Annotated in this window: 17 protein-coding genes; 12 read left to right on the top strand and 5 right to left on the bottom strand. The window is 67.6% G+C overall.

The features are described from left to right. The first annotated feature begins 13 nt into the window (after positions 1–13). The 4 genes from KEG38_RS02995 (at position 14) to gor (ending at position 4,612) form a co-directional block, all read left to right on the top strand. Positions 14–730, top strand: a complete 717-nt coding sequence (locus KEG38_RS02995; protein ID WP_272417443.1) for a dienelactone hydrolase family protein — start codon at positions 14–16, stop codon at positions 728–730. Positions 731–804: 74 nt separating this feature from the next. Beyond that, positions 805–1,878: an STAS domain-containing protein gene (locus KEG38_RS03000; protein WP_272417444.1), complete on the top strand. Its 1,074-nt coding sequence runs from the start codon at positions 805–807 to the stop codon at positions 1,876–1,878. Positions 1,879–2,090: 212 nt separating this feature from the next. Then, positions 2,091–3,155 (top strand): STAS domain-containing protein, encoded by a 1,065-nt coding sequence (locus KEG38_RS03005; protein ID WP_272417445.1) that lies wholly within the window; start codon positions 2,091–2,093, stop codon positions 3,153–3,155. A gap of 80 nt (positions 3,156–3,235) precedes the next feature. Further along, on the top strand, positions 3,236–4,612 hold the full coding sequence (gor, locus tag KEG38_RS03010; RefSeq protein ID WP_272417446.1) for a glutathione-disulfide reductase: 1,377 nt from the start codon (positions 3,236–3,238) through the stop codon (positions 4,610–4,612). A 2-nt stretch (positions 4,613–4,614) separates the two neighbouring features. Here gor and KEG38_RS03015 read toward each other — a convergent pair whose 3' ends face one another. After that, positions 4,615–5,358, bottom strand: a complete 744-nt coding sequence (locus KEG38_RS03015) for a hypothetical protein (protein ID WP_272417447.1) — start codon at positions 5,356–5,358, stop codon at positions 4,615–4,617. 505 nt (positions 5,359–5,863) lie between these two features. Between KEG38_RS03015 and KEG38_RS03020 the strand changes: the two genes are divergently transcribed. The 4 genes from KEG38_RS03020 to KEG38_RS03030 all read left to right on the top strand — a co-directional run bounded on the left by KEG38_RS03020 (position 5,864) and on the right by KEG38_RS03030 (position 9,613). Continuing rightward, complete coding sequence (locus KEG38_RS03020; protein WP_272417448.1) at positions 5,864–6,550, top strand: hypothetical protein; 687 nt, start codon at positions 5,864–5,866, stop codon at positions 6,548–6,550. Continuing rightward, the gene (locus KEG38_RS55970; RefSeq protein ID WP_372518154.1) at positions 6,538–6,849 is read left to right on the top strand and encodes a DUF6968 family protein; all 312 of its coding nucleotides are present in this window, start codon (positions 6,538–6,540) and stop codon (positions 6,847–6,849) included. Before KEG38_RS03020 ends, KEG38_RS55970 begins: the two co-directional genes overlap by 13 nt. A gap of 239 nt (positions 6,850–7,088) precedes the next feature. Then, positions 7,089–8,354, top strand: a complete 1,266-nt coding sequence (locus KEG38_RS03025; protein ID WP_272417449.1) for a tetratricopeptide repeat protein — start codon at positions 7,089–7,091, stop codon at positions 8,352–8,354. A 53-nt stretch (positions 8,355–8,407) separates the two neighbouring features. Beyond that, positions 8,408–9,613, top strand: coding sequence for a hypothetical protein (locus KEG38_RS03030; protein WP_272417450.1), 1,206 nt, complete (start codon positions 8,408–8,410; stop codon positions 9,611–9,613). A 22-nt stretch (positions 9,614–9,635) separates the two neighbouring features. Here KEG38_RS03030 and KEG38_RS03035 read toward each other — a convergent pair whose 3' ends face one another. The 3 genes from KEG38_RS03035 to KEG38_RS03045 form a co-directional block, all read right to left on the bottom strand. After that, positions 9,636–10,394, bottom strand: a complete 759-nt coding sequence (locus KEG38_RS03035) for a hypothetical protein (RefSeq protein ID WP_272417451.1) — start codon at positions 10,392–10,394, stop codon at positions 9,636–9,638. Between the two features lie 118 nt (positions 10,395–10,512). Next, a complete protein-coding gene (locus tag KEG38_RS03040) occupies positions 10,513–11,790 on the bottom strand; it encodes a serine/threonine protein kinase (RefSeq protein ID WP_272417452.1) in 1,278 nt (425 codons plus the stop codon). 6 nt (positions 11,791–11,796) lie between these two features. Continuing rightward, a complete protein-coding gene (locus KEG38_RS03045; protein WP_272417453.1) occupies positions 11,797–12,690 on the bottom strand; it encodes a serine/threonine-protein kinase in 894 nt (297 codons plus the stop codon). 138 nt (positions 12,691–12,828) lie between these two features. On the opposite strand from KEG38_RS03045, the gene KEG38_RS03050 reads away from it, so the two are divergent. Genes KEG38_RS03050 through KEG38_RS03065 form a run of 4 tightly spaced genes read left to right on the top strand, consistent with a single transcriptional unit; the run spans position 12,829 to position 17,486 of the window. After that, a complete protein-coding gene (locus KEG38_RS03050; protein WP_272417454.1) occupies positions 12,829–13,809 on the top strand; it encodes a tyrosine recombinase XerC in 981 nt (326 codons plus the stop codon). Beyond that, complete coding sequence (locus KEG38_RS03055) at positions 13,806–16,088, top strand: sulfatase-like hydrolase/transferase (protein WP_272417455.1); 2,283 nt, start codon at positions 13,806–13,808, stop codon at positions 16,086–16,088. The genes KEG38_RS03050 and KEG38_RS03055 overlap by 4 nt, the downstream gene beginning before the upstream one ends. Before the next feature lie 52 nt (positions 16,089–16,140). Further along, on the top strand, positions 16,141–16,833 hold the full coding sequence (locus tag KEG38_RS03060) for an HAD family hydrolase (RefSeq protein WP_372518155.1): 693 nt from the start codon (positions 16,141–16,143) through the stop codon (positions 16,831–16,833). Between the two features lie 5 nt (positions 16,834–16,838). Continuing rightward, positions 16,839–17,486 (top strand): pseudouridine synthase, encoded by a 648-nt coding sequence (locus KEG38_RS03065; RefSeq protein WP_272417457.1) that lies wholly within the window; start codon positions 16,839–16,841, stop codon positions 17,484–17,486. On the opposite strand, the gene KEG38_RS03070 is transcribed toward KEG38_RS03065, so the two are convergent. Further along, on the bottom strand, positions 17,479–18,768 hold the full coding sequence (locus KEG38_RS03070) for a hypothetical protein (protein ID WP_272417458.1): 1,290 nt from the start codon (positions 18,766–18,768) through the stop codon (positions 17,479–17,481). The genes KEG38_RS03065 and KEG38_RS03070 overlap by 8 nt on opposite strands. Between the last annotated feature and the right edge of the window lie 65 nt (positions 18,769–18,833).

Below are 18,833 nucleotides of genomic sequence, written 5' to 3' on the forward strand. Positions count from 1 at the left end.
AGAAGGGGGCTTCATGGATCAGCGCGAGATCAGGTTTCCTTGCGACGACGGCTTTTCGATGCGGGGCATCCTCACGCTGCCGGACCGGCAGGAGCCGGGCCCCGGGCTTTTGCTCATCTACGAGGTGTTCGGCCTCAATGAGGAGATGAAGCGCGTCGCGCGGGAGTTCGCCGAGGCGGGGTACGTCGTGCTGATCCCGGACCTCTTTCACCGCGGCCCGAAGCTCCTCTGCGTCGCGCGTGCGATTCGCTCGATCGTCAAGCAAAGCGGCCGTCCGCTCGATGATCTCGACGCGGCGAGGCGGTATCTCGCGTCGCGCCCCGAGGTGGACGCCAAGCGGCTCGGCGTGGTCGGCTTTTGCATGGGCGGCGGCTTCGCGATCGTGCTCGCGATGCGGGGCCATTACAAGGTTGCTGCACCTTTCTATGGCGAAGTCCCCGAGGATCTGCCGAGCGCCTGCCCGACGGTGGCGAGCTTTGGCGGGCTCGACGAGCCTCTGCGCGACGCGCCCGTGCGCTTGCGGAGGAGCCTCGACAAGCTCGGCGTCCCCGCGGACATCAAGGTCTACGAGGACGCGGGTCATTCGTTTTACACGCGCATCGAGGGCCCGATTCTCCAGAAGATCGGCCCGCTCCTGCCGATGCACGCCGGCTACCACGAGCCCTCCGCGCTCGACGCGAAGGATCGCGTCCTCGCGTTCTTCCAGAAGCATCTCGATCCTGTGGTGTAATGTAGCACATTGTAGACCGTGATTTTCCCGTTTCTCGGGTGCGATTTTTTCGTGCTCGATCTATCGTCGGCGCCATGAATTCGAAGCTTCAGGTGGCCGGCATCGACATCGAGTGGCGGGAGGAGGAGGGGCTTTGCTTGTGGGGCGGTGCGCCGGTGATGACGGCGTGGATCGAGAGCACCATGGCGGGGCTGCTCACGACGGTGCAGAGAATGGTCGGGGCCGAGCGGTTCGATCTCGCGATGCAGCAGGGGGGGCGCGACAGCGTCGATCGTGATTGGCGCATGATTACCTCGGCGCCGACGTTCGAGGAGGGGTTCGAAAGGCTCATCCGGGTCGCGGCGGTGGCGGGCTGGGGGCGCTGGGAGCTCGTTTCGGTCGACCTCGCCGCGCGTGAGGCCCGGGTGCGGGTCCACAACAACTGGGAATCGGTCGCGCAGCGCGCGCTCGGGGTCTCCTGGGGTGCGTCCTTCGTCGCGGGCAAGCTCTCCGGAATTTTTCAGCGCCATTTCGGGGTTCCGACCTGCTGGGCCGAGCAGACGCAGTTCGCGGTGGACGGCGACGCCTACGACGAATTCGTCGTCCGGCCCTCGGACAGGACGCTCGAAGATCGGCTCGACGCGCTCTTTCAATCGGATCAGGTCACGAAGGCAGACCTCGCGGTGGCGCTCGAGCGCGTGCGCAAGGAGGTCGAGGAGCGGTCGCTGGCCGAGCGCGAGCTCAGGGAAAAACTCGAGCTCATCGCGCGGCAGGAGGAGGCGATCCGGGTGCTCTCGACCCCGATCATCGAGGTCTGGGACGGCGTGCTCACGGTCCCGCTCTTCGGCGTGGTCGATGCGAGGCGCGCGGCCGAGATGATGGAGCGGCTGCTCGACGCGATCATGCACAAAGGCGCGCGTGTCGCGATCATCGATTTGACGGGCGTCGACACGATCGACGCGGAGACGGCCGATCACATCGGAAGGCTCGTGCGCGCGGCGGAGCTCGTCGGCGCAAAATGCATCATCACGGGCATTCGCCCCGCGGTCGCGCAGACGATGGTCGAAATCGGGATCGACCTCACGAGAATCGCCACGCTATCGACGCTGCGCGAGGCATTGCGCCGCTTCATGCGTCCGGTGGATCCGCAAAAGCCCAAAAATTCCTGACCACGTGGGAGCCGCGTGAGCGCCCGCGCCTCGCTCTGGCGAAGGCGCGCCTGCACCGTTTTCCAGGTACACGGTCACGATTGCAGAGCAGTGTCAGCCCGTTGTCACTCGTGATGGCGGCGTACTACGCTATGGCTGCAACTTTTGATTTCGCTGGCTTGATTTCGGCGCCCGCGATACGCTCTTCTTTCATTGCAAGGTGAGTCCGAAAGATGGGCGACAAGATCTCTGTCGGGGGAATCGATGTCGAGTGGGACGCCGAGAAAGGCGTATGCACCTGGGCCGGCTCTCCCGCCGTGACGATGTGGACGAAATCGTCCATCGCCGGGCTCTTGTCCGGTTTTCACCGGATGGTGGGCACCGAGCGGTTCCGGCTCGCGCTCCATGGCGGCGGCCGCGACAGCACGGACGAAGATTGGGCCGTCATTGCCGCGGGGCCCACGTTCGAAAAGGGCTTCGAGGCGCTCGCGGCGATCGCCTCTTCGGCGGGCTGGGGGCGCTGGGAGCTCGTGGTCGCCGACCTGAAAACCGGCGAGGCGCGCGTCCGGGTCCACAATGGCTGGGAGTCGATGGCGCAGCGCGCGATCGAGGCCGATTGGGGCTCTGCCTACGTGGGCGGTAAATTCGCCGGGATTTTTCAGCGTTATTTCGGAGTTCCGTCCTGCTGGGCCGAGCAGACGGCGTTCGCCTCCAAGGGCGACGCCTACGACGAGTTCGTCATCCGGGCTTCGGAGAGGAGCCTCGAAGACCGGCTCGACGCGCTCTTTCATTCGGACCAGGCCACGAAGGCGGACCTCGCGGTGGCGCTCGAGCGCGTGCGCAAGGAGGTCGAGGAACGGTCGCTTGCCGAGCGCGAGCTGCGGGAAAAACTCGAGCTCATCGCGCGGCAAGAGGAGGCGATCCGGGAGCTTTCGACCCCGATCATCGAGGTCTGGGACGGCGTGCTCACGCTGCCGCTTTTCGGCGTGGTCGATAGCCAGCGCGCGGCCGAGATGATGGAGCGGCTGCTCGACGCGATCACCCAGAAGGTCGCGACGTACGCGATCATCGATCTCACGGGCGTCGACATCGTGGATACCTCGACGGCCGATCACATCGGGCGGCTCGTGCGCGCGGCCGAGCTGCTCGGCGCGCGCTGCATCATCACGGGCATCCGGCCGGCGGTCGCGCAGACGATGGTGCAGATCGGGATCGATCTCACGAAGATCATCACGCTCTCGACGCTGCGCGAGGCGCTCCGGCGCTGCATGCGTTCGAGCGAGACGGGCCGCAAGTAACGGCCGGGCCGAGCGTTTTTCCAAACGCCATCGCGCGCCAGCCGTTCCTCCCGCATACTTCGCGCCGAGGAGGCCCCGCGATGACCACGTTCGATTTCGATCTCTTCACCCTCGGAGCAGGCTCAGGCGGCGTGGCGGGGAGCCGCAGGTCGGCTTCGTACGGCGCGCGTGTCGCGATCTGCGAGGCGCGCCGCGTGGGCGGCACCTGCGTCCTGCGCGGCTGCGTGCCGAAGAAGCTGCTCGTGCACGGCGCGCACGTGGCCGAGGAGCTCGAAGACGCGCGTGGCTTCGGCTGGACGTTCGGCGAGGCCAAGCTCGACTGGGCGAAGCTCATCGAGGCGAAGGATCGTGAGCTCGATCGGCTGAACGGCATCTACGTGCGCATGCTGCGGGACGCGGGCGTCACGACGATCGAGGGGTTCGCGCGGATCGTGGATCCGCACACGGTCGACGTCGGCGGCAAACGATACACGGCGCGGCACCTGCTCATCGCGACGGGCAGTCGGCCCGTGCGGCCCGACATTCCGGGCAAGGAGCTCGGCATTTCCTCGGACGAGGCGCTCGATCTGCCGTACGTGCCGCGCCGCGCGCTCGTCGTGGGCGGCGGCTACATCGGCGTGGAATTCGCGGGGATCTGGCGCGCCGCGGGCGCGGAGGTGACGCTCGCGCTGCGCGGCGACAACGTGCTGCGCGGCTTCGATCAGGACGTGCGCGAGTCCGTGGCCGAGGGCATGCAGAAGCGCGGCATCAAGATCCTGCGCGAGACGATCCTGCGGAGCGTGGCGAAGGAAGCCGACTGTTTGTCCGTGCGCCTTGCGGGCGGCGAGATCCTGGAGACGGACGTCGTGTTGTTCGCCACGGGTCGCGCGCCGAATACGCAGGGGCTCGGGCTCGAGGAGGTGGGCGTGGCCCTCGATGAGGTGCGCGCGATCAAGGTCGACTCGTATTCGCGTACCCGCGTGCCGAGCATCTTCGCGGTCGGGGACGTGACCGATCGGATCAACCTGACGCCGGTGGCCATCGCGGAGGCGCGGGCCGTGGCGGAGACGCTCTTCCGCGATCGCCCGACCGAGATGGACCACGAGAACGTGCCGAGCGCGGTGTTCTCGCAGCCGCCGGTGGGCACGGTGGGCCTGCCGGAGCACGAGGCGCGGCGGCGGTACGGCAAGGTCGACGTCTACCGCGCGCGCTTCCGTCCGATGAAACACACGCTCTCGGGGCGGGACGAGCGAACGATGATGAAGCTCGTCGTGGATCGGGCGACGCAGAAGGTGGTCGGCGCGCACATGGTCGGCGCGGACGCGCCGGAGATCATCCAGGGCGTGGCCATTGCGATCAAATGCGGCGCGACGAAGGCGCAATTCGACGCGACGGTCGGCATTCACCCGACGGCCGCGGAGGAGTTCGTCACGATGCGCGACCCGATTCCGGATCCGGGGCCGACGACGGGCGATTGAACCTACCCCTGTTGGGACCCACCTTCCGGCTCCTGTCGAGGCGCATCCGCCTCTTTCGACTTTCCGGCCCGCTTCCTGCGGGTATTCAGCTCATCGAAGTAGCTGAACACGCGCCCTTCGAGGTCCCGCGGTAGGGCCGGGTTCTCGTCCATTTCGGTCCGGAGCGTCGCGCGGAACTGGTAAAGGAGCTTGATCGTTTCGCTCCGCAGCTTGCTCCCGTTCTCGTTGCCGCTCACGCCTGCGAGAGAACGCTCGTTCAGCAACGTCGAGAGCTCGTCCCCTGCGTCGAGGAAGCCGCTCACCCAGTCGTGGAGCGTCTTGCCGTCCGGCGCCGGCAGCATCTTCAACTCGGCCTCCAGCTCGGCGAGCTTGGGCCTGTTCTTTTTGGCCGTCGCCGCTTCCTCTGCATACGAATCCGTGAGGCCGGTCTTGTTCGGGACGAATGCCTCCCGGATCCGCAGGGCTGCCGCGCGTGTCGCGTCCGAGGCAATGGGCAGAAGGAGAATGGCCTCTACATACGCGAAGATGGCGCCGCCGTACCCGTCGTGACGGATATCGGTCGCCTCCAGTTCGGCGACGAGGGGACGCTTGCGGAGCACTTCGGGGAGCTTTTGGATGGCCTCGAGCCTCTTCGCGAGCATGGGGCCATACAGCTTCCCCGCCGCGGACAGGTCGAGGTCCGCTTTGCGTTGGGTCGCGAGGTTCTCGAGACCGATGTCCAGATCACCCAGGTGCAGGTCGCGCATGGGTAAGGACGGTCGCATGCAACGGGGAGCCGTGTCAACGAGCGGATGACAAGGGGGAGGCGCGAGGGGCACGGGCCACGTATTGCGCCTGATGAGGAGTGCCTCGGGGCATGGGACGGCGGGTGTCGAGGAAGACCGGGATCGGCTGCGATACGGAGTCGACTGCGCTTCGGGCTGCCACGGGTCAGTTGCAAGGGGTCGACTCGCCCCCTTGTTCCTGATGCTGGTCACCTGCAAGGGGTGGGCGGGAGGTGTTGCAGTTGACCGGGATCCGCGTTCACGGGGGGAATGGAGCCCTTACGGTTCACCAGGATCGGCTCACACAGCGGCGGTGCACCGCTTCGAGTTGATCCTTGAAGGCTTTTTGCGCGCCGGGAAAACGGTTGACGGAGATCGTTTGTGTCTCGTAGCCTGCCTTACCTACGTTGAGGGGGGAGGGGGTGGGCTCATGGGGAAGCGGCGGCTTGCGGGGGTGACCGTGGTCGCTACGTGCATGGCTGTGTCCATGGTGCCTATGGGATGCGGGGCGAGCGACGAGCACGCCGTCGCGCCCAGGCAGGGCAGCGGGCTCGCGCTCCCTCCGATGACGGTCCAGGCGCTTCAAGCGTGCGTCAAAGACGGGGGCCAGCGGCTTCGGCACAACGCGTACGAGATCGAGTTCGCGGTCGAGTTGACGGGCGACCGCGTCACGGCGGTGAAGCCCAAGGGCCCGCGGCTCGACGACGCCGGCGTCCAGCAATGCATGATGGAAGCGCTGCGAAGGATGGCGGACGCGGGGTTCTCGCCGGACAGCGACGAGCTGGTCTCGCGCGGCGGCCTCTTGCCTACGCGAGGCCTGCTGGCGAACACGTGGGCGCTGCCCCAGGTGATCAGGTTGATCCCGGTGGTCGTCGGGTCGTCTGGGACGATGATCGTCGTCGCGGTCGCGGTGCTCGTGGTGGTCGCGGCCGTGTCGTTGAAGGATGATACCGACGAGGAAGCCGAGAAGGAACGGTGCAAGAATGCGGCCTATACCCCCCTTGAGGCATGTTACAATGCGTGCGAAGCCATTTGGAATATGGATAACGCGCGCTGCCGCAAGTTGCGAAGTGCGAGGGACAGGGCCATTTGCTGGGCGCAATCGAACGAGGACCGGGCGAACTGTCGGCGCGCCTGCGAACGAGAGGCAATGAAGGACAAATGCCCACGATAAAAAGGGTCGTTGCCGAGAGGATACTTGAATTCCGCCACTCCCAGGAGTCAAAGCCTAAAAATGTCAGGGTGCGAATCAGCGCACCTCAAAAAGAAGGAAACGATTGGTCCGTCGTGTACGAGATACGCGGGCCCGGTAGGCGGCGAGAAAAGCGGAAAGTTTGGGGGATCGATTCGGTGCAAGCGCTTCACATGGCAATGGGAAGCGTGCCCGTCGACGTGCGAGGAATTGAAATGTTGACGGGCGGCAAGGTGACATTCCTCGGAGGGGAGGATCTCATGTTTCCAAGCTTCAAATGACACAGCCGCTCGGGCCCCGTGGTGGGCCCGAGGAACGCTCCGGCCCGTCGTGCAGGGCCTCCAGAGCGCGTTCGTCCCGGAACCAAATGTTTGTCCAGGGACTTGACTCCCCGGTTTGTCTCCGGTAAGGGGTATCCCCGGAGGCCGACGCTGTGCGTGCGCTCGTGACCTGAGACGCAGGAAGACACTCGCGTCGGCCTCGCTTTTTCCTGTGCGGGTTGCGATATCATGATCCCGTCATGCCGCGCGCCGTAGCCCTCACCGCCCTGCTCTGGCTCCCGCTCCTCGCGTCGATCGCCTCCGCTGCTGAGCCGGATGATGCGGAGATAGACCGCGCCGTCGCCGCGCTCCTCAAGGTCGGGGACAAGGCGCGGGCCGCTGGGAACGTCGACATCGCGGTCGCGGCCTACAATGAGGCGCTCGACCTACGCGAAGATCCCGAGGTCGAAGCGCGCCTCGGCATGCTGGCGGTGCGCCTCGGAAAGGACCTCGCCGCCGCGCAAAACCTCTTGATGGCGCTGGAGGGCGGCGCAGGCGCGACGTTGAAGGAGAAAGAGGAACTCGCCCGCGCGTTCGCAGGGGTGCGCTCGCGTGTCTGTCAGCTTCTCATTCTCGGCAACGTGTTCGATGCGCTGGTGTTCGTCGAGGGGAGCCCTGTCGATGGCCCAAGCGTTCCGGGCTCCACGGTATTCGTCAAGCCCGGGCGCACCGTGGTGCGAGGCACCTCGGAAGCGCATGGGGAGGTGACGGAGACCGTCGATTGCCCCGCCGGGAAGAGGGCCACGGCGAACCTGCGCTGGAAGCTGCCCGAGCCTGCGCCGAAGGTCGAGCCCGAGCCCGCACCGGACGTGACGCCCGCGATCGAGGTCGTCCCGTCCACGCCCCCGGCGCCGCTTTCGGTGACGAAGGCGAAGGCCGATCACGCGCTCGGCATCTACATCGAGCGAGACATTCCCAAGCAGGAGAATCCGTTCGCCTACGAAGATCCGTCGATGAAGCCCGATAAGAAGCCCCCCATGCGTGGCTTCGTCGGCCTGGGGCCGGTCGTGGTGTTTGGCGCGGCGACATGGGCGCCAGCGGTGGGCGCGTCGATCACGGGGGGCTTGCAGCTCCACGAGCATGTGTCGCTGGAGCTGGAGGGGCGGGCTGCATGGCTTGCGGGTGATGTCAAGGGGCAACCGGTCTCCACGATGACGGCGGGGGGCCTGCTCGGGCTGTGCGGGCACTGGCGGTGGATCTACGGGTGCGCAGTCGGCCATCTCGGCGTGATCACGGTCAACTGGGACGAAAACACCTTCAAGAGGGACACGGATGTTGGCTTCCGGCCGGGCTTTGGCGGTCGCGTAGGCGGCAGATTCGATGTGGGCTCGTCGTGGGGCGTTCAGGTGGCGGGAGATGTCCTCGGTCTCTCGCGGGGCACGCGAATCGCCCTCGGGCAAACCGTTCTCGTGGAACAACCCGCGATCATGATCGGCACGTCTCTTTCTGCGTTCTGGAAGTTCTAGGGTTCGTCCGAGAACGCTTGACAGTTCCCGGACGAACCCTAGAACATGGAGGCATGCGCAAATCAAGGATCCGAATCGGGCTCGCCCTCGTGTGTGTGATGAGCGGGGCCGCCGTGGCGCTGGGAGCCGGATGCAGCGGGATACCCGAGACGTTCGAGAACGAGTGCAATCCCGACACTCACTTTCCCGCCCCTATCTGCGTGGACGCCGGCACCGACGCCCCCGCGGACGCCGGCACCGACGGCCCCACCGCGGACAACGGCCGCTGCCCGACGGAAACGCATACGTGCGTGCCTCTCCCCGAAGGCGACGACGCGATCTTCTGGCACGCGGATCCGCCGCTTCTCGTGTGGATCGGCGAAAACGTCGAGGGCGAGGAGAACCAGCCCAAGTGTCTTCCCAACACGGCGCCCGCCGTGCAGGCGCGCATGTTTTCGGATCTCGTCGCGCCCCCCGCCACGTGTGATTCATGCTCGTGCAAGCCCGCGACGGCTGATTGCGACCCGGTCCCCACCTCCATCACAATCCGCGCGGGCACCTGCGACGACCCAAGCGCCCCGACACTTCCCTTCGACGGCCCTGCCGGCTGGGACGGGAGCTGCACCGCCGCGAACGCCTTGCCCCAAGGCGCCGAATGCCCGCCGGGGAGCGGCGTCCCCTGCCTGCAATCGATCGAGATCGGACCGCTTCCGCCTCCGCAAAATGAGAAGTGCGAAGTGGACGTGGTCGAAGTGCCCAAAGTGACCGGCCTCGTCACGAAATGGCAGACGACGAGCCTCGCTTGTCGCGGAGTGACGGATACCTCGCTCTGCGATGATGCGGGCAAGATGTGCCTCCCCGAGGCGCTGTTTCCCAACCGGATCTGTATCTGGCGCGAGGGGCTGCATACGCAATGCCCCACGAACTACCAGGGCGAGCCAGCGCGCTGGATGTATCCGGAGAAGGTGAAGGAAGGCCGCGGGTGCACCGAATGTGCGTGCGGCGCGCCGAGTGGCGGGGCGTGCGTGTCGTCGTTGCGGCTGTTTCAGGATGGGGCCTGCTCCGCGCAGTTCATGGAGAAGACAACGGCATCCCTCGGCGGTGATTGCGATCCAATCTTCCCGAACGGCCGCGCCCTCGGCGGCAAGGAAACCAGCCCCGCGATGTACATGACCGGCACCTGCGAAGCGAGCGGCGGCGAGCCGTACGGGGAGGCGATGGTGGATGTGGAGAACGCGGTCACATTCTGCTGCCGGCCGTCGTACGTGTTTGCAGGGTAGGCCCTGCTCTGCGCAAGTGCGCTTATTCGTCCGCCGTGCGTGTGACTTCGAGCGCCACGAATTTCAATTGGGTGGTGTCCTGATCGCCAACATACACATGGAAGACCTTGCCGAATTCGAAGGCAGCAGCCACATCGGACGCAGGGACGACCACGGTTGCAATTTTATCATCGAAGGCCACGTCCTGGTCTGTCAGGTCGACACGAAGACGGAGCTCCTTGTGCCAGGGGACAGCCTTGAAGCAGGTTGAGGTGCCGAAATTCGGATGGAACTCCCGTACGGGCCTTTTCTTGGAGGCGAGGTCCATTTTGCGCGAGAGCTTCCCATCATACGAGCCCGTGGGTGCTACCTCGAGGGTCCCGAAAACATCGGGCTTGCCAAACGCGCGAAATAGGGAGCCGGAGAGAACGGTGGTGAGCTCAGCGGCAACCATAGCCGGATGCTTGCGAGCAAGCGCTGCCAGCATTCTGAACGCTTCGTTGGATTTTGCTCGCTGGTCCTCGGTCGCTTTCGGAGGGCCAGGGTCCCACGGGCTTCCGTCCGCCTTCGTGGGTGCGATGACCGCGCTGGTCATGCAGATATCGATCATAGCCGGCATCGGCTTCTGCTTCGGCTTCTTCTGCGCGTCCTGGTCATCGGACGGTCCATCATCCTGATCGCCCTCGGACGTATCGTCCTCCGCAAGGGCCGTAGGGACGGCGACGGCAGACGTTGCGGCAACAGCGGCCAGCAAGAACAGCGCACGCGCGATACGGGCGCCTCGACGAACATCCTCCCCCATCGAAGACCTCCAGCGAAAAAAACAGCAGGCGATGACAAATCGCCGAGCATGCAGGTGAGGGTACCACGGTGATGCACCGCAGGGGAAGAGCTGCCTCGTTTGGCGCGGTGCGCCCGCGTCAGCGCGACGCGAAAAACGCCGCGGCGAGCACGGCCACGATCGCAACGACGGCGAGCGTGTAATTGATCGGGCTCGGCTTTCTCTCGGGCGCCCGCCGCGCGGAGAGGGCGGTTTCATCGCCCCGCGCCTTTTTCTTTTTCTTACGCGGCTCCGCGCTCGGCGGCGCCTTTTCCGGCGTTTTTTCCTCGCTCGCCTTCTCGCTCGGTTTTTCCGGGGGGCGCACCGAAACCGAGGGCGGCGGCGGGGTCTTTTTCGAACGAACGGCAGCTTCCTCGACGACCTCGCTCGAAATCGAGAGCGCGTCGAGCGCCTCGATCACCGCGCCCGCGTTCGAGAATCGCTCGTACGGATCCTTTTCGAGCAGCTTGCCTACGAGCGGCTCGAGCTCGGCGGGAATCTTCACGTCCGGCGCGCGCACCGAGAAGGGCGGCGGTGGGGTCGTGCGGTGATGCTGGAACATCTCGATCGGATCGGTCGAGTCGAACGGGTGTTTGCCCGTCAGCATCTCGTACATCATCACGCCGAGCGCATAGAGGTCCGCGCGCTCGTCGACCGCGTCCATGCCGTGCGCCGCCTCGGGCGCGAGGTAATTGATCGTCCCGAAGATCACGCCGACGCCCGTGAGGCGCGAGGGCGGTCGGCCCTCCTTGGGCACCGTGAGCGGGAGCTTGCCAACCGAGACCTTCGCGAAGCCGAAGTCGATGAGCTTCGCCACGAAGCCCGCTTCGAGCATCACGTTTCGCGGCTTCAGGTCGCGATGCACGATGCCAAGGTCGTGCGCGGCTTGCAGGCCGATCAAGATCTGCCGCGCGACGTGCACGACGAGCCGCGGCTTCATGGGGCCTTCGCGGATCACCTCGGCGAGGTTTTTTCCTTCGACGTACTCGAGGATCAGGAAGTACGAGCCGTCGTCGAGCTTCCCGAAGTCGGTCGCGTGGGCGATGTTCGGGTTGTCGATGTGCGCGCCGACGAGGGCCTCGCGCTCGAAGCGCGCCACGATCTCGGGGTTGTCGTCGCTCTCCGGGTGCAGGATCTTCACGGCGACGCGCTTGTGCATGAGCACGTGCTCGCCGAGGTAGACCGCGCCCATGCCGCCCATCGCGAGGAGGTCGAGGATGCGGTAGCGCTCCGAGATCGTCTGGCCGATGAGATCCCGCGCGCGTTCGAGCGCTTTTTGATGGGCGTCGGCGTTCGCCTGGTCGACGTCGAGCGGCTCTTCGGCCTCGGCCTCGGCGTCGATCTCGATGGACTGCGCGCTCTCTTCGGTAGGCGACATGCGGGGCTAGCCGGGTAGACGGAAGGTTTGTCGCACCCGATCGGCGCTCGGGCCTTTGCCGTTCATCATCACGCGGATGAGGTCGTTCCACAACGTGGGGATGTACGGATGACGCTGGTTCGGATCGGCCGCGAGCGCGCGGGCCGCCCACGCGTCGATCTCGGGGGCGAGGTCGGGCCGGATCGAGGCGAGCTCGGGCCGCGGCGCGGTCGTCACGGCGAGGGAGAGATCCGCGAGGGAGTCGCCCTGGAACGGCGCTCGGCCGGCGAGCGCGCGGTAGACGACGGCGCCGAAGGCGTAGACGTCGGCGCGATGATCGAGCGGCTCGCCGCGCCACGCCTCGGGCGCGACGTAGCTCGGCGAGCCATCGGGCTTGTTCTCGGCCGTGAGCGCCTCGAAGCCGAGAACCTGGGCGAGGCCGAAATCGAGGAGACGCACGCCGCCGCCGCGCTCGGGCGAGAGGAGGAAGAGGTTTGCCGGTTTGACGTCGCGGTGGACGATGCCGAGCGCGTGCGCGGTGTGGAGCGCGCGCGCGATCGGATCGAGGAGCGTGAGCAGGTTGTACGAGCTCAAACGATCGCCGAAGCACTCCAGGTCCTGGAGGTGCGCCTCGAAGCTCTCGCCATCGAGCAGCTCCATGGCCACGTACAAGGCGCCCTCGGGGTCGGTCCCGAACGCGTGGATGCGCGTGACGCTCGTGCCCCAGAGCGATGCGAGGGACTGGGCCTCGCGGAGGAGGCGCGCGGGGAGCTGCGGGTCGTCGCTCACCTGTTTGCGCAGGCGCTTCAGGGCGACCTCGGTCCCGGTTTGCAGGTCCTCGGCCCGGTACACGACGCCATGACCCCCGCGGCCGAGCTCCTCCCCGAGCTTGTAGCGGCCGTCGAGTGTCTCGCCTTCCATAGGTTCCCCGAGGAGCAATCTACCCGTTCCCTCCCACGGAAGGCATCTTTTCGCGGAACGTTCCGGTTCGGGCCGGTCGATCGACGAGGACCGTCGTCTCTTTGCCCGGGGGCGGGGGGCGATGCTACGGGAAGGGCCGTGAAGAGCGCGGTCCCGGAGAACGCCGCGAAGGGCGCGGGCCTCGAGGAGGCCGTGGCGCGTTTCGTGCGCCATCTCGGCGAGGAGCGTCGAGCGTCGCCGCATACCGTGGCCGCGTACCGTCGAGACCTTGCCCAGCTCGTCGCTCACGTGCAGGAGCGGCGCGGGCGGGTTCGCGGCCCCGGAGATCTCGACGTGTTCGTCCTGCGAGGGTTCCTCGGGCAGCTCGCCCGGACGCACGCGCCGCCCTCGATCGGCAGGAAGATCGCCGCGGTGCGAGCTTTCCTGCGCTGGCTCGAACGGCGCGGGGAGATCGAGAAGAACCCCGCGGCCGAGCTCGAGCTACCGAAGGTGCGGCGGCCGATGCCCACGTTCGTCAACGCGGACGCCGCGGCGGAGGTCGTCGAGGCGCCGGACGAGGCGACGGCGGAGGGGCAGCGGGATCGAGCGATCCTCGAGGTGCTGTACGGCTCGGGGCTCCGCGTGTCGGAGCTCGTGGGGCTCGACGTCGGCGACGTGGAGATCGAGGCGGACGGAGGACGGGCGCGCGTGCTCGGCAAGGGGCGCAAGGAGCGGATCGTTCCGTTCGGCTCGCATGCGCGCGCCGCGCTCGTGCGATGGCTCGGGCGGCGGGAGGAGCTCAGGAACCCGAAGACGGGCGCGCTCGACGAACGGGCGCTCTTCGTGTCGAGGCTCGGCCGGCGCATCAGCGTGCGACAAGTGCAACACCTCGTGCATCGGTACGGCGCGCTCGGAGCGGGCCGCGCAGATCTGCATCCGCACGCGCTCAGGCACACGTTCGCCACGCACCTGCTCGACGGCGGCGCGGATCTGCGGGCGATCCAGAAGATGCTCGGGCACACGAGCCTGTCGACGACGCAACGGTATGCGCACGTCTCGATCGATCACCTGACCCGGGTGTACGACGCGGCGCACCCGCTCGCGAAGAGAGGCGCGCCGCGCGCTCGAAACAAGGGATGAAGACGGCGCTGTACGTTCGAGCTTGGGCGAGCCGGATCGCCCGCGGGGCGATGGGCGCGTCGATCGCGGGCCTCGCCGCCGCCGCGCTCGACACCGCCTACGCACGCGGCGGCGAGGAGGAGCGCATCGAGGCCGGCAAGGCGCTCGCGATCTTCGTGGCCGACGCGGGCCTCGTCGCGCCCGTCTCGCTCGTCGTGGGGCTCGTCGTGGCGACGTCGCTCGTGTTCCTCTTCCCGGAGGCGGCGCCGACACCCGCGTCGGCCGTCGCGTGGCTGCGAGCGCGCGCCAAGGGCCGGCCCGCGGACGTGGCCGCGTTCGTGCCGCTCGCGATCGTGGCCGCGTTCCTGTGGATGACGCTCTCCGCGCAGCTCGCGCGGGCGCTGCTCGCGCTCGACGTCGCCGCGCCGCTCGCGGGGCTCTCCATCGCGACGGGCACGCTGCTCGTGGGCCTGCTCGCGACGCTGCTCTCGCTCGCGCTCACGCCGGCGCTGCGGCAAGCGCTGGCCACGGCGAGCGAGGGCCGGCCCGCGTTCGTCGATCCCGCGAAGACGGCCTTCGCCGCGCTCGTGGTCGTGGGCCTGCTCTTCGGCCTCGGCGTCGCGACGGGCGGGCCGAGCGGCGAAGGCGGGCTGTTCGGGATTTACGGCGTGCTCAAGCGCCCCGAGCTCGATCTGCGCGCGGTCGGGATGCTCGCGCTCGTCGCGTTCGCCGCGTTCCTCTCGTCCGCGCTTGCCTCGCCGCGCAGGTCGTTCGTCGCGGCGCTCGTCGCGCTCGCGCCGGTCCTCCTCGCGCCGCGGACGGCCGTCTCGCTCGGGGGCGAGGGCGCGCCGGTGGCGCAGGCGATCGAGCGGGATGCGCCGCTCGGCAAGCTCTCGCTCGCGGCGATGCGCAAGCTCGCCGATCGGGATCACGACGGCGCGAGCGCGCTCTTCGGCGGTGGCGATTGCCGCGAGGGCGACGCGTCGGTCGGGCCGCTCGGCGTGGAGATCCCCGACAACGGCATCGACGAGGACTGCTCGGGCACGGACCTCCGCGCCGAGGTCCTCGCCGCGCTCGCGCCCGCGCCCGCAGCACAAGCGCCCGCGCCGAAGAGCGCCGACGTCCCCGCCGATCTCAACGTCGTGCTCATCACGGTGGACACGCTGCGCGCCGACCTCGGCTACGCCGGTTATCCGCAGCCCGTCTCGCCGAACCTCGACAAGCTCGCCGCCGAGAGCGCCGTGTTCCTCCGGGCCTACTCGCTTGCCTCGTACACGGGCAAGAGCGTCGGCCCGATGCTGATCGGCAAGTACGGCAGCGAGACGCAGCGCAACTGGGGGCACTTCAACAAGTTCGAGGAGACGGAGACCTTCCTCGCCGAGCGCCTCTCGCGCGCGGGCGTCCGCACGATGGGCGTCCACGCGCACCGCTACTTCGGCAAGTTCGGCGGCCTCGACTCCGGCTTCGACGTGGTCGATCTCTCGGCCGCGCCGCCCGAGAACGCGCCCTGGGACGTGGCGGACATGAAGTCGAGCCACGCGCTCACGGACGCGGCGCTGGCGCAGCTCGCGAAGCCGGAGAACACGCAGGGACGTTTCTTCCTCTGGGTGCACTACCTCGACCCGCACGCCGACTACCTGCGCCACGACGACGTGCCGAGCTTCGGCGCCGGCCAGCGCGGTCTCTACGACGGCGAGGTCGCGTTCACGGACAAACACATCGGCCGGCTCATCGACGGCATCCGCGCGGCGCCCTGGGGCAAACGCACGGCGATCGTCGTGACGAGCGACCATGGCGAGGCCTTCGGCGAGCACAAGATGTTCCGCCACGGCTTCGAGCTCTGGGAGCCGCTCGTGCGTGTGCCGCTCCTCGTGCACGTCCCGGGCGCCAAGCCCGCGCGCATCGAGGCGCGCAGGAGCCTCATCGACCTCACGCCCACGGTCCTCGACCTCTTCCGCATCGAGCAGCCGAAACCCGCCGCCGAGGGCCCGGATTTCCTCTCGGGCACCTCGCTCCTTTCCGACGTGCTCTTGCCCGAGGGGCAAACGCCGGCCGAGCGTGACGTCCTCATCGACATGCCGGCCGGCCCCTACAACGACGCGCGCCGCGCGCTCATCCACGGCGACCTCAAGCTGATCGTCTCGAACAACGCTGGCTACGAGCTCTACGACCTCGGCCAGGATCCCGAGGAACGAAAGGACCTCTGGCGTTCGCCCGACACGCGTCGGGGCATGGAGGAGCGATACGCGGCCCTGCGCGCGCGCCTCCGGGAGATCCGCGTGACCGGCCCGCGGAAGTAAAACCCGGGGAGCCCCTTCCAGACCCGGTAGGCGATCGCCTAGGATGAGCCCCGTGCTTCCCCCCACTGCGGTCGTGTTCGATCTCGACGGGACGCTGCTCGACAGCCGCGGCGATATCGTGGCCGCGATCAACCACGCGCTCCTCACGACGGGGCGCAATCCGCAGCCCGCGCAGGTGATCGTGCGCCTCGTCGGCGACGGCGCGCGCGCCCTCTGCGCGAGGACGGCGAAGATCCCGGAGGACGCGCCGGAGGTCGACGAGCTCGTCCGCCTCTTCGTCGACTACTACAAGCAGCACCCGCTCGATTTCACGCGCTGGGCGAAGGGCGCGCTGGAGGCGATCGAGGCGCTCTCCTCGATGGAGAACATGGCGCTCGGCATCTGCACGAACAAGCCTCGCTCGACGACCGACGTGGTGCTGCGTGCGCTCGGCATCGAGGATCGGTTCGGGGTGATCGTGGCGGGCGGCGACACGAAGGAGCGCAAGCCCGACGCGGCGCCGCTCCTGCTCGCGGCGAAGCAGCTCGGCTCGATGCCGGCGGCGGTGGTGATGGTTGGCGACGGCCCGCAGGACATCCTTTGTGCTCGAAACGCCGGGACCTGGGCCGTGGGCGTCGAGTCCGGCTTCTCCACGGTCGAGGCGCTCGTGCAGGCGGGGCCGGACGTGACCGTGCGGGATCTGTCGATGCTGCCCGGCATCGTGCAGCGCTGGCGCGAGCCGACGACGAAGATCAAGCTGCGTTAGGCGCGTTGCTCTCGATCCTCCACCACGGCGAACGCTTCGTCGTCGTCGACAAACCTTCCGGCCTCGCGGTCCATCCCGGCTGGTCCGACGACGAGCGGACCGCGATGCACGAGGTCCGCGATTCGATCGGCCAGAAGGTTTTTCCCGTCCACCGCCTCGACCGCGCCACGAGCGGTGTGCTCGTCTTCGCGCTCGATCCCGAGAGCGCCCGCGTCTTTTGCGAGATGTTCGAGGAGGGCCGGGTCGAAAAGCATTACCTCGCGCTCGTCCGCGGCGTCACGCCCGAGGCCGGCACGATCGACCACCCGATCCCCCGCCGCGAGGGCGGCCCGCGTGTACCCGCCTCGACGTCGTTCCGCCGGGTTTGGCGGGGCGAACACCTTTCCCTCGTCGACGCGGAGCCGCATTCGGGCCGGCTCCACCAGGTGCGCCGGCACATGAAGCACATCAGCCACCCGCTGATCGGGGACGCGAATTATGGCAAGGGCGCGCTGAACCGCGAATATCGGGATCGCTTCGGCCTCGCGCGGCTCGCGCTGCACGCGCGCTCGCTCGGCTTCGTGCATCCGTGGGAGGGGCGACCGATCACGTTCGAAGCGGCGCTGCCGGAGGACCTCCGGGCGCCCTTCGAGCGGATCGGCGTGGTCATTTGATGATCGACTGACAGCCGAAGAAGACCTCGATCTTCCCGGTCTTGTCCTCGCCGACCAGGGCCTGGGCCTGGTCGCACGAGCTCTCGCAGAGGATCACCTTCTTCGGCGCCGCGGGATCGTCGTAATACCAGCCGCCGCCATTGCAGGCGGCCGCGTCGGCCACGCGTGGCAGGTACGTCGGCGCGCCGCCGTCCGAGAGGGCCACGTTCACGAGCTCCGGATCGAGGTCCTCGCCCGAGGGCGGCTTCGGGATCGCGAGCTCGCACGAGAGCTTCGCCGTCTGGTCCACCGCCTGTGCGACCGCGTCGAAGAACGGCTGCCACGCGGCGCTGCCGTCGCAGAGCTTCGCCCGGACGCCGCCCGTCTTGTTCACGAGCGTCGTGTACGTCGGGCCCGAGCTCGGCGGCTCGGTGCCGTCCGCGTACTGGCAGACCGTGTTGGGGTTCGAGAGCGAGTCCCAGCCGTAGATGCCGCTGAATACGTAATCGGTGAAGAGCCCGTTCCACGTCGGGTTCAGGATCCCCGGCGGCAAGGTCAGCGTGTTCGCCGGGTTCTTCCCGCCCTGGAACGACTCGAAATTGGCCGCCGAGAGCCGGGAGTTATCGTCCGATACGATGACGATCGTCTTCGTCGCCTGCGGCCGGAGCTCTTGCTTCCACGGCTCGCCGCCCCTCTCGTCGCCGAGCTTGTAGCCGTCCGTTTGTCCGAGCGTGCCAAGGAACTGCTCGAGCGGCTGGACGCTGCGGATGTCCACGCTCGAATGGAAGAACCGCGCGCCATTGCCGCAATTGTCGTCGCCCGCGAGCGGCGCCGGAATGCAGATCGGATACCGCGTGCTACCGCTGATCTGCACCGGGCTCGTCTTGTTCCGGAGCGAGAGCATGATGACCTTGTAATCCAGGTTCTTCGCCGCGATCAGCGCAGCGAACGCATTGAGGCCCTTTTTGATCTCGATGATCGCGGGCTCCATGCTCGACGAGTTGTCGACGACCCAGATGATGTCGACGGGGAGTTTTTCGACCGTCGCCTCGGACGCCGTCGAGGCGCACGCGGCGTCGTCCGAGAACGGCGCGTCCGTGCCCGTCCCCCCGTCGTCCAGGAAAAATCCGCCCGCGCCCCCCGAGCCGCCCGCGCCCGCTCCCTCACCGGCTCCCCCGGTCGCCCCGGCTCCGCCGTCTCCCGAAGGGTCCCCTGGGACGCCGCCTCCGTTCGAGGTGGCACACGCAATGAACATGGTGGCGAGGGTCGAGGCGAAGAGCGAAAGCAAGACGCAAGGGCGCATGGTCGGACCTTACCACCGTTTTCCATGCCGAACAGGGTCCGTCGGTGGCAAATCGGTGTCACCCT

The sequence above is a fragment of the Polyangium jinanense genome, from assembly GCF_028435265.1.
GTDB lineage: Bacteria > Myxococcota_A > Polyangia > Polyangiales > Polyangiaceae > Polyangium > Polyangium jinanense.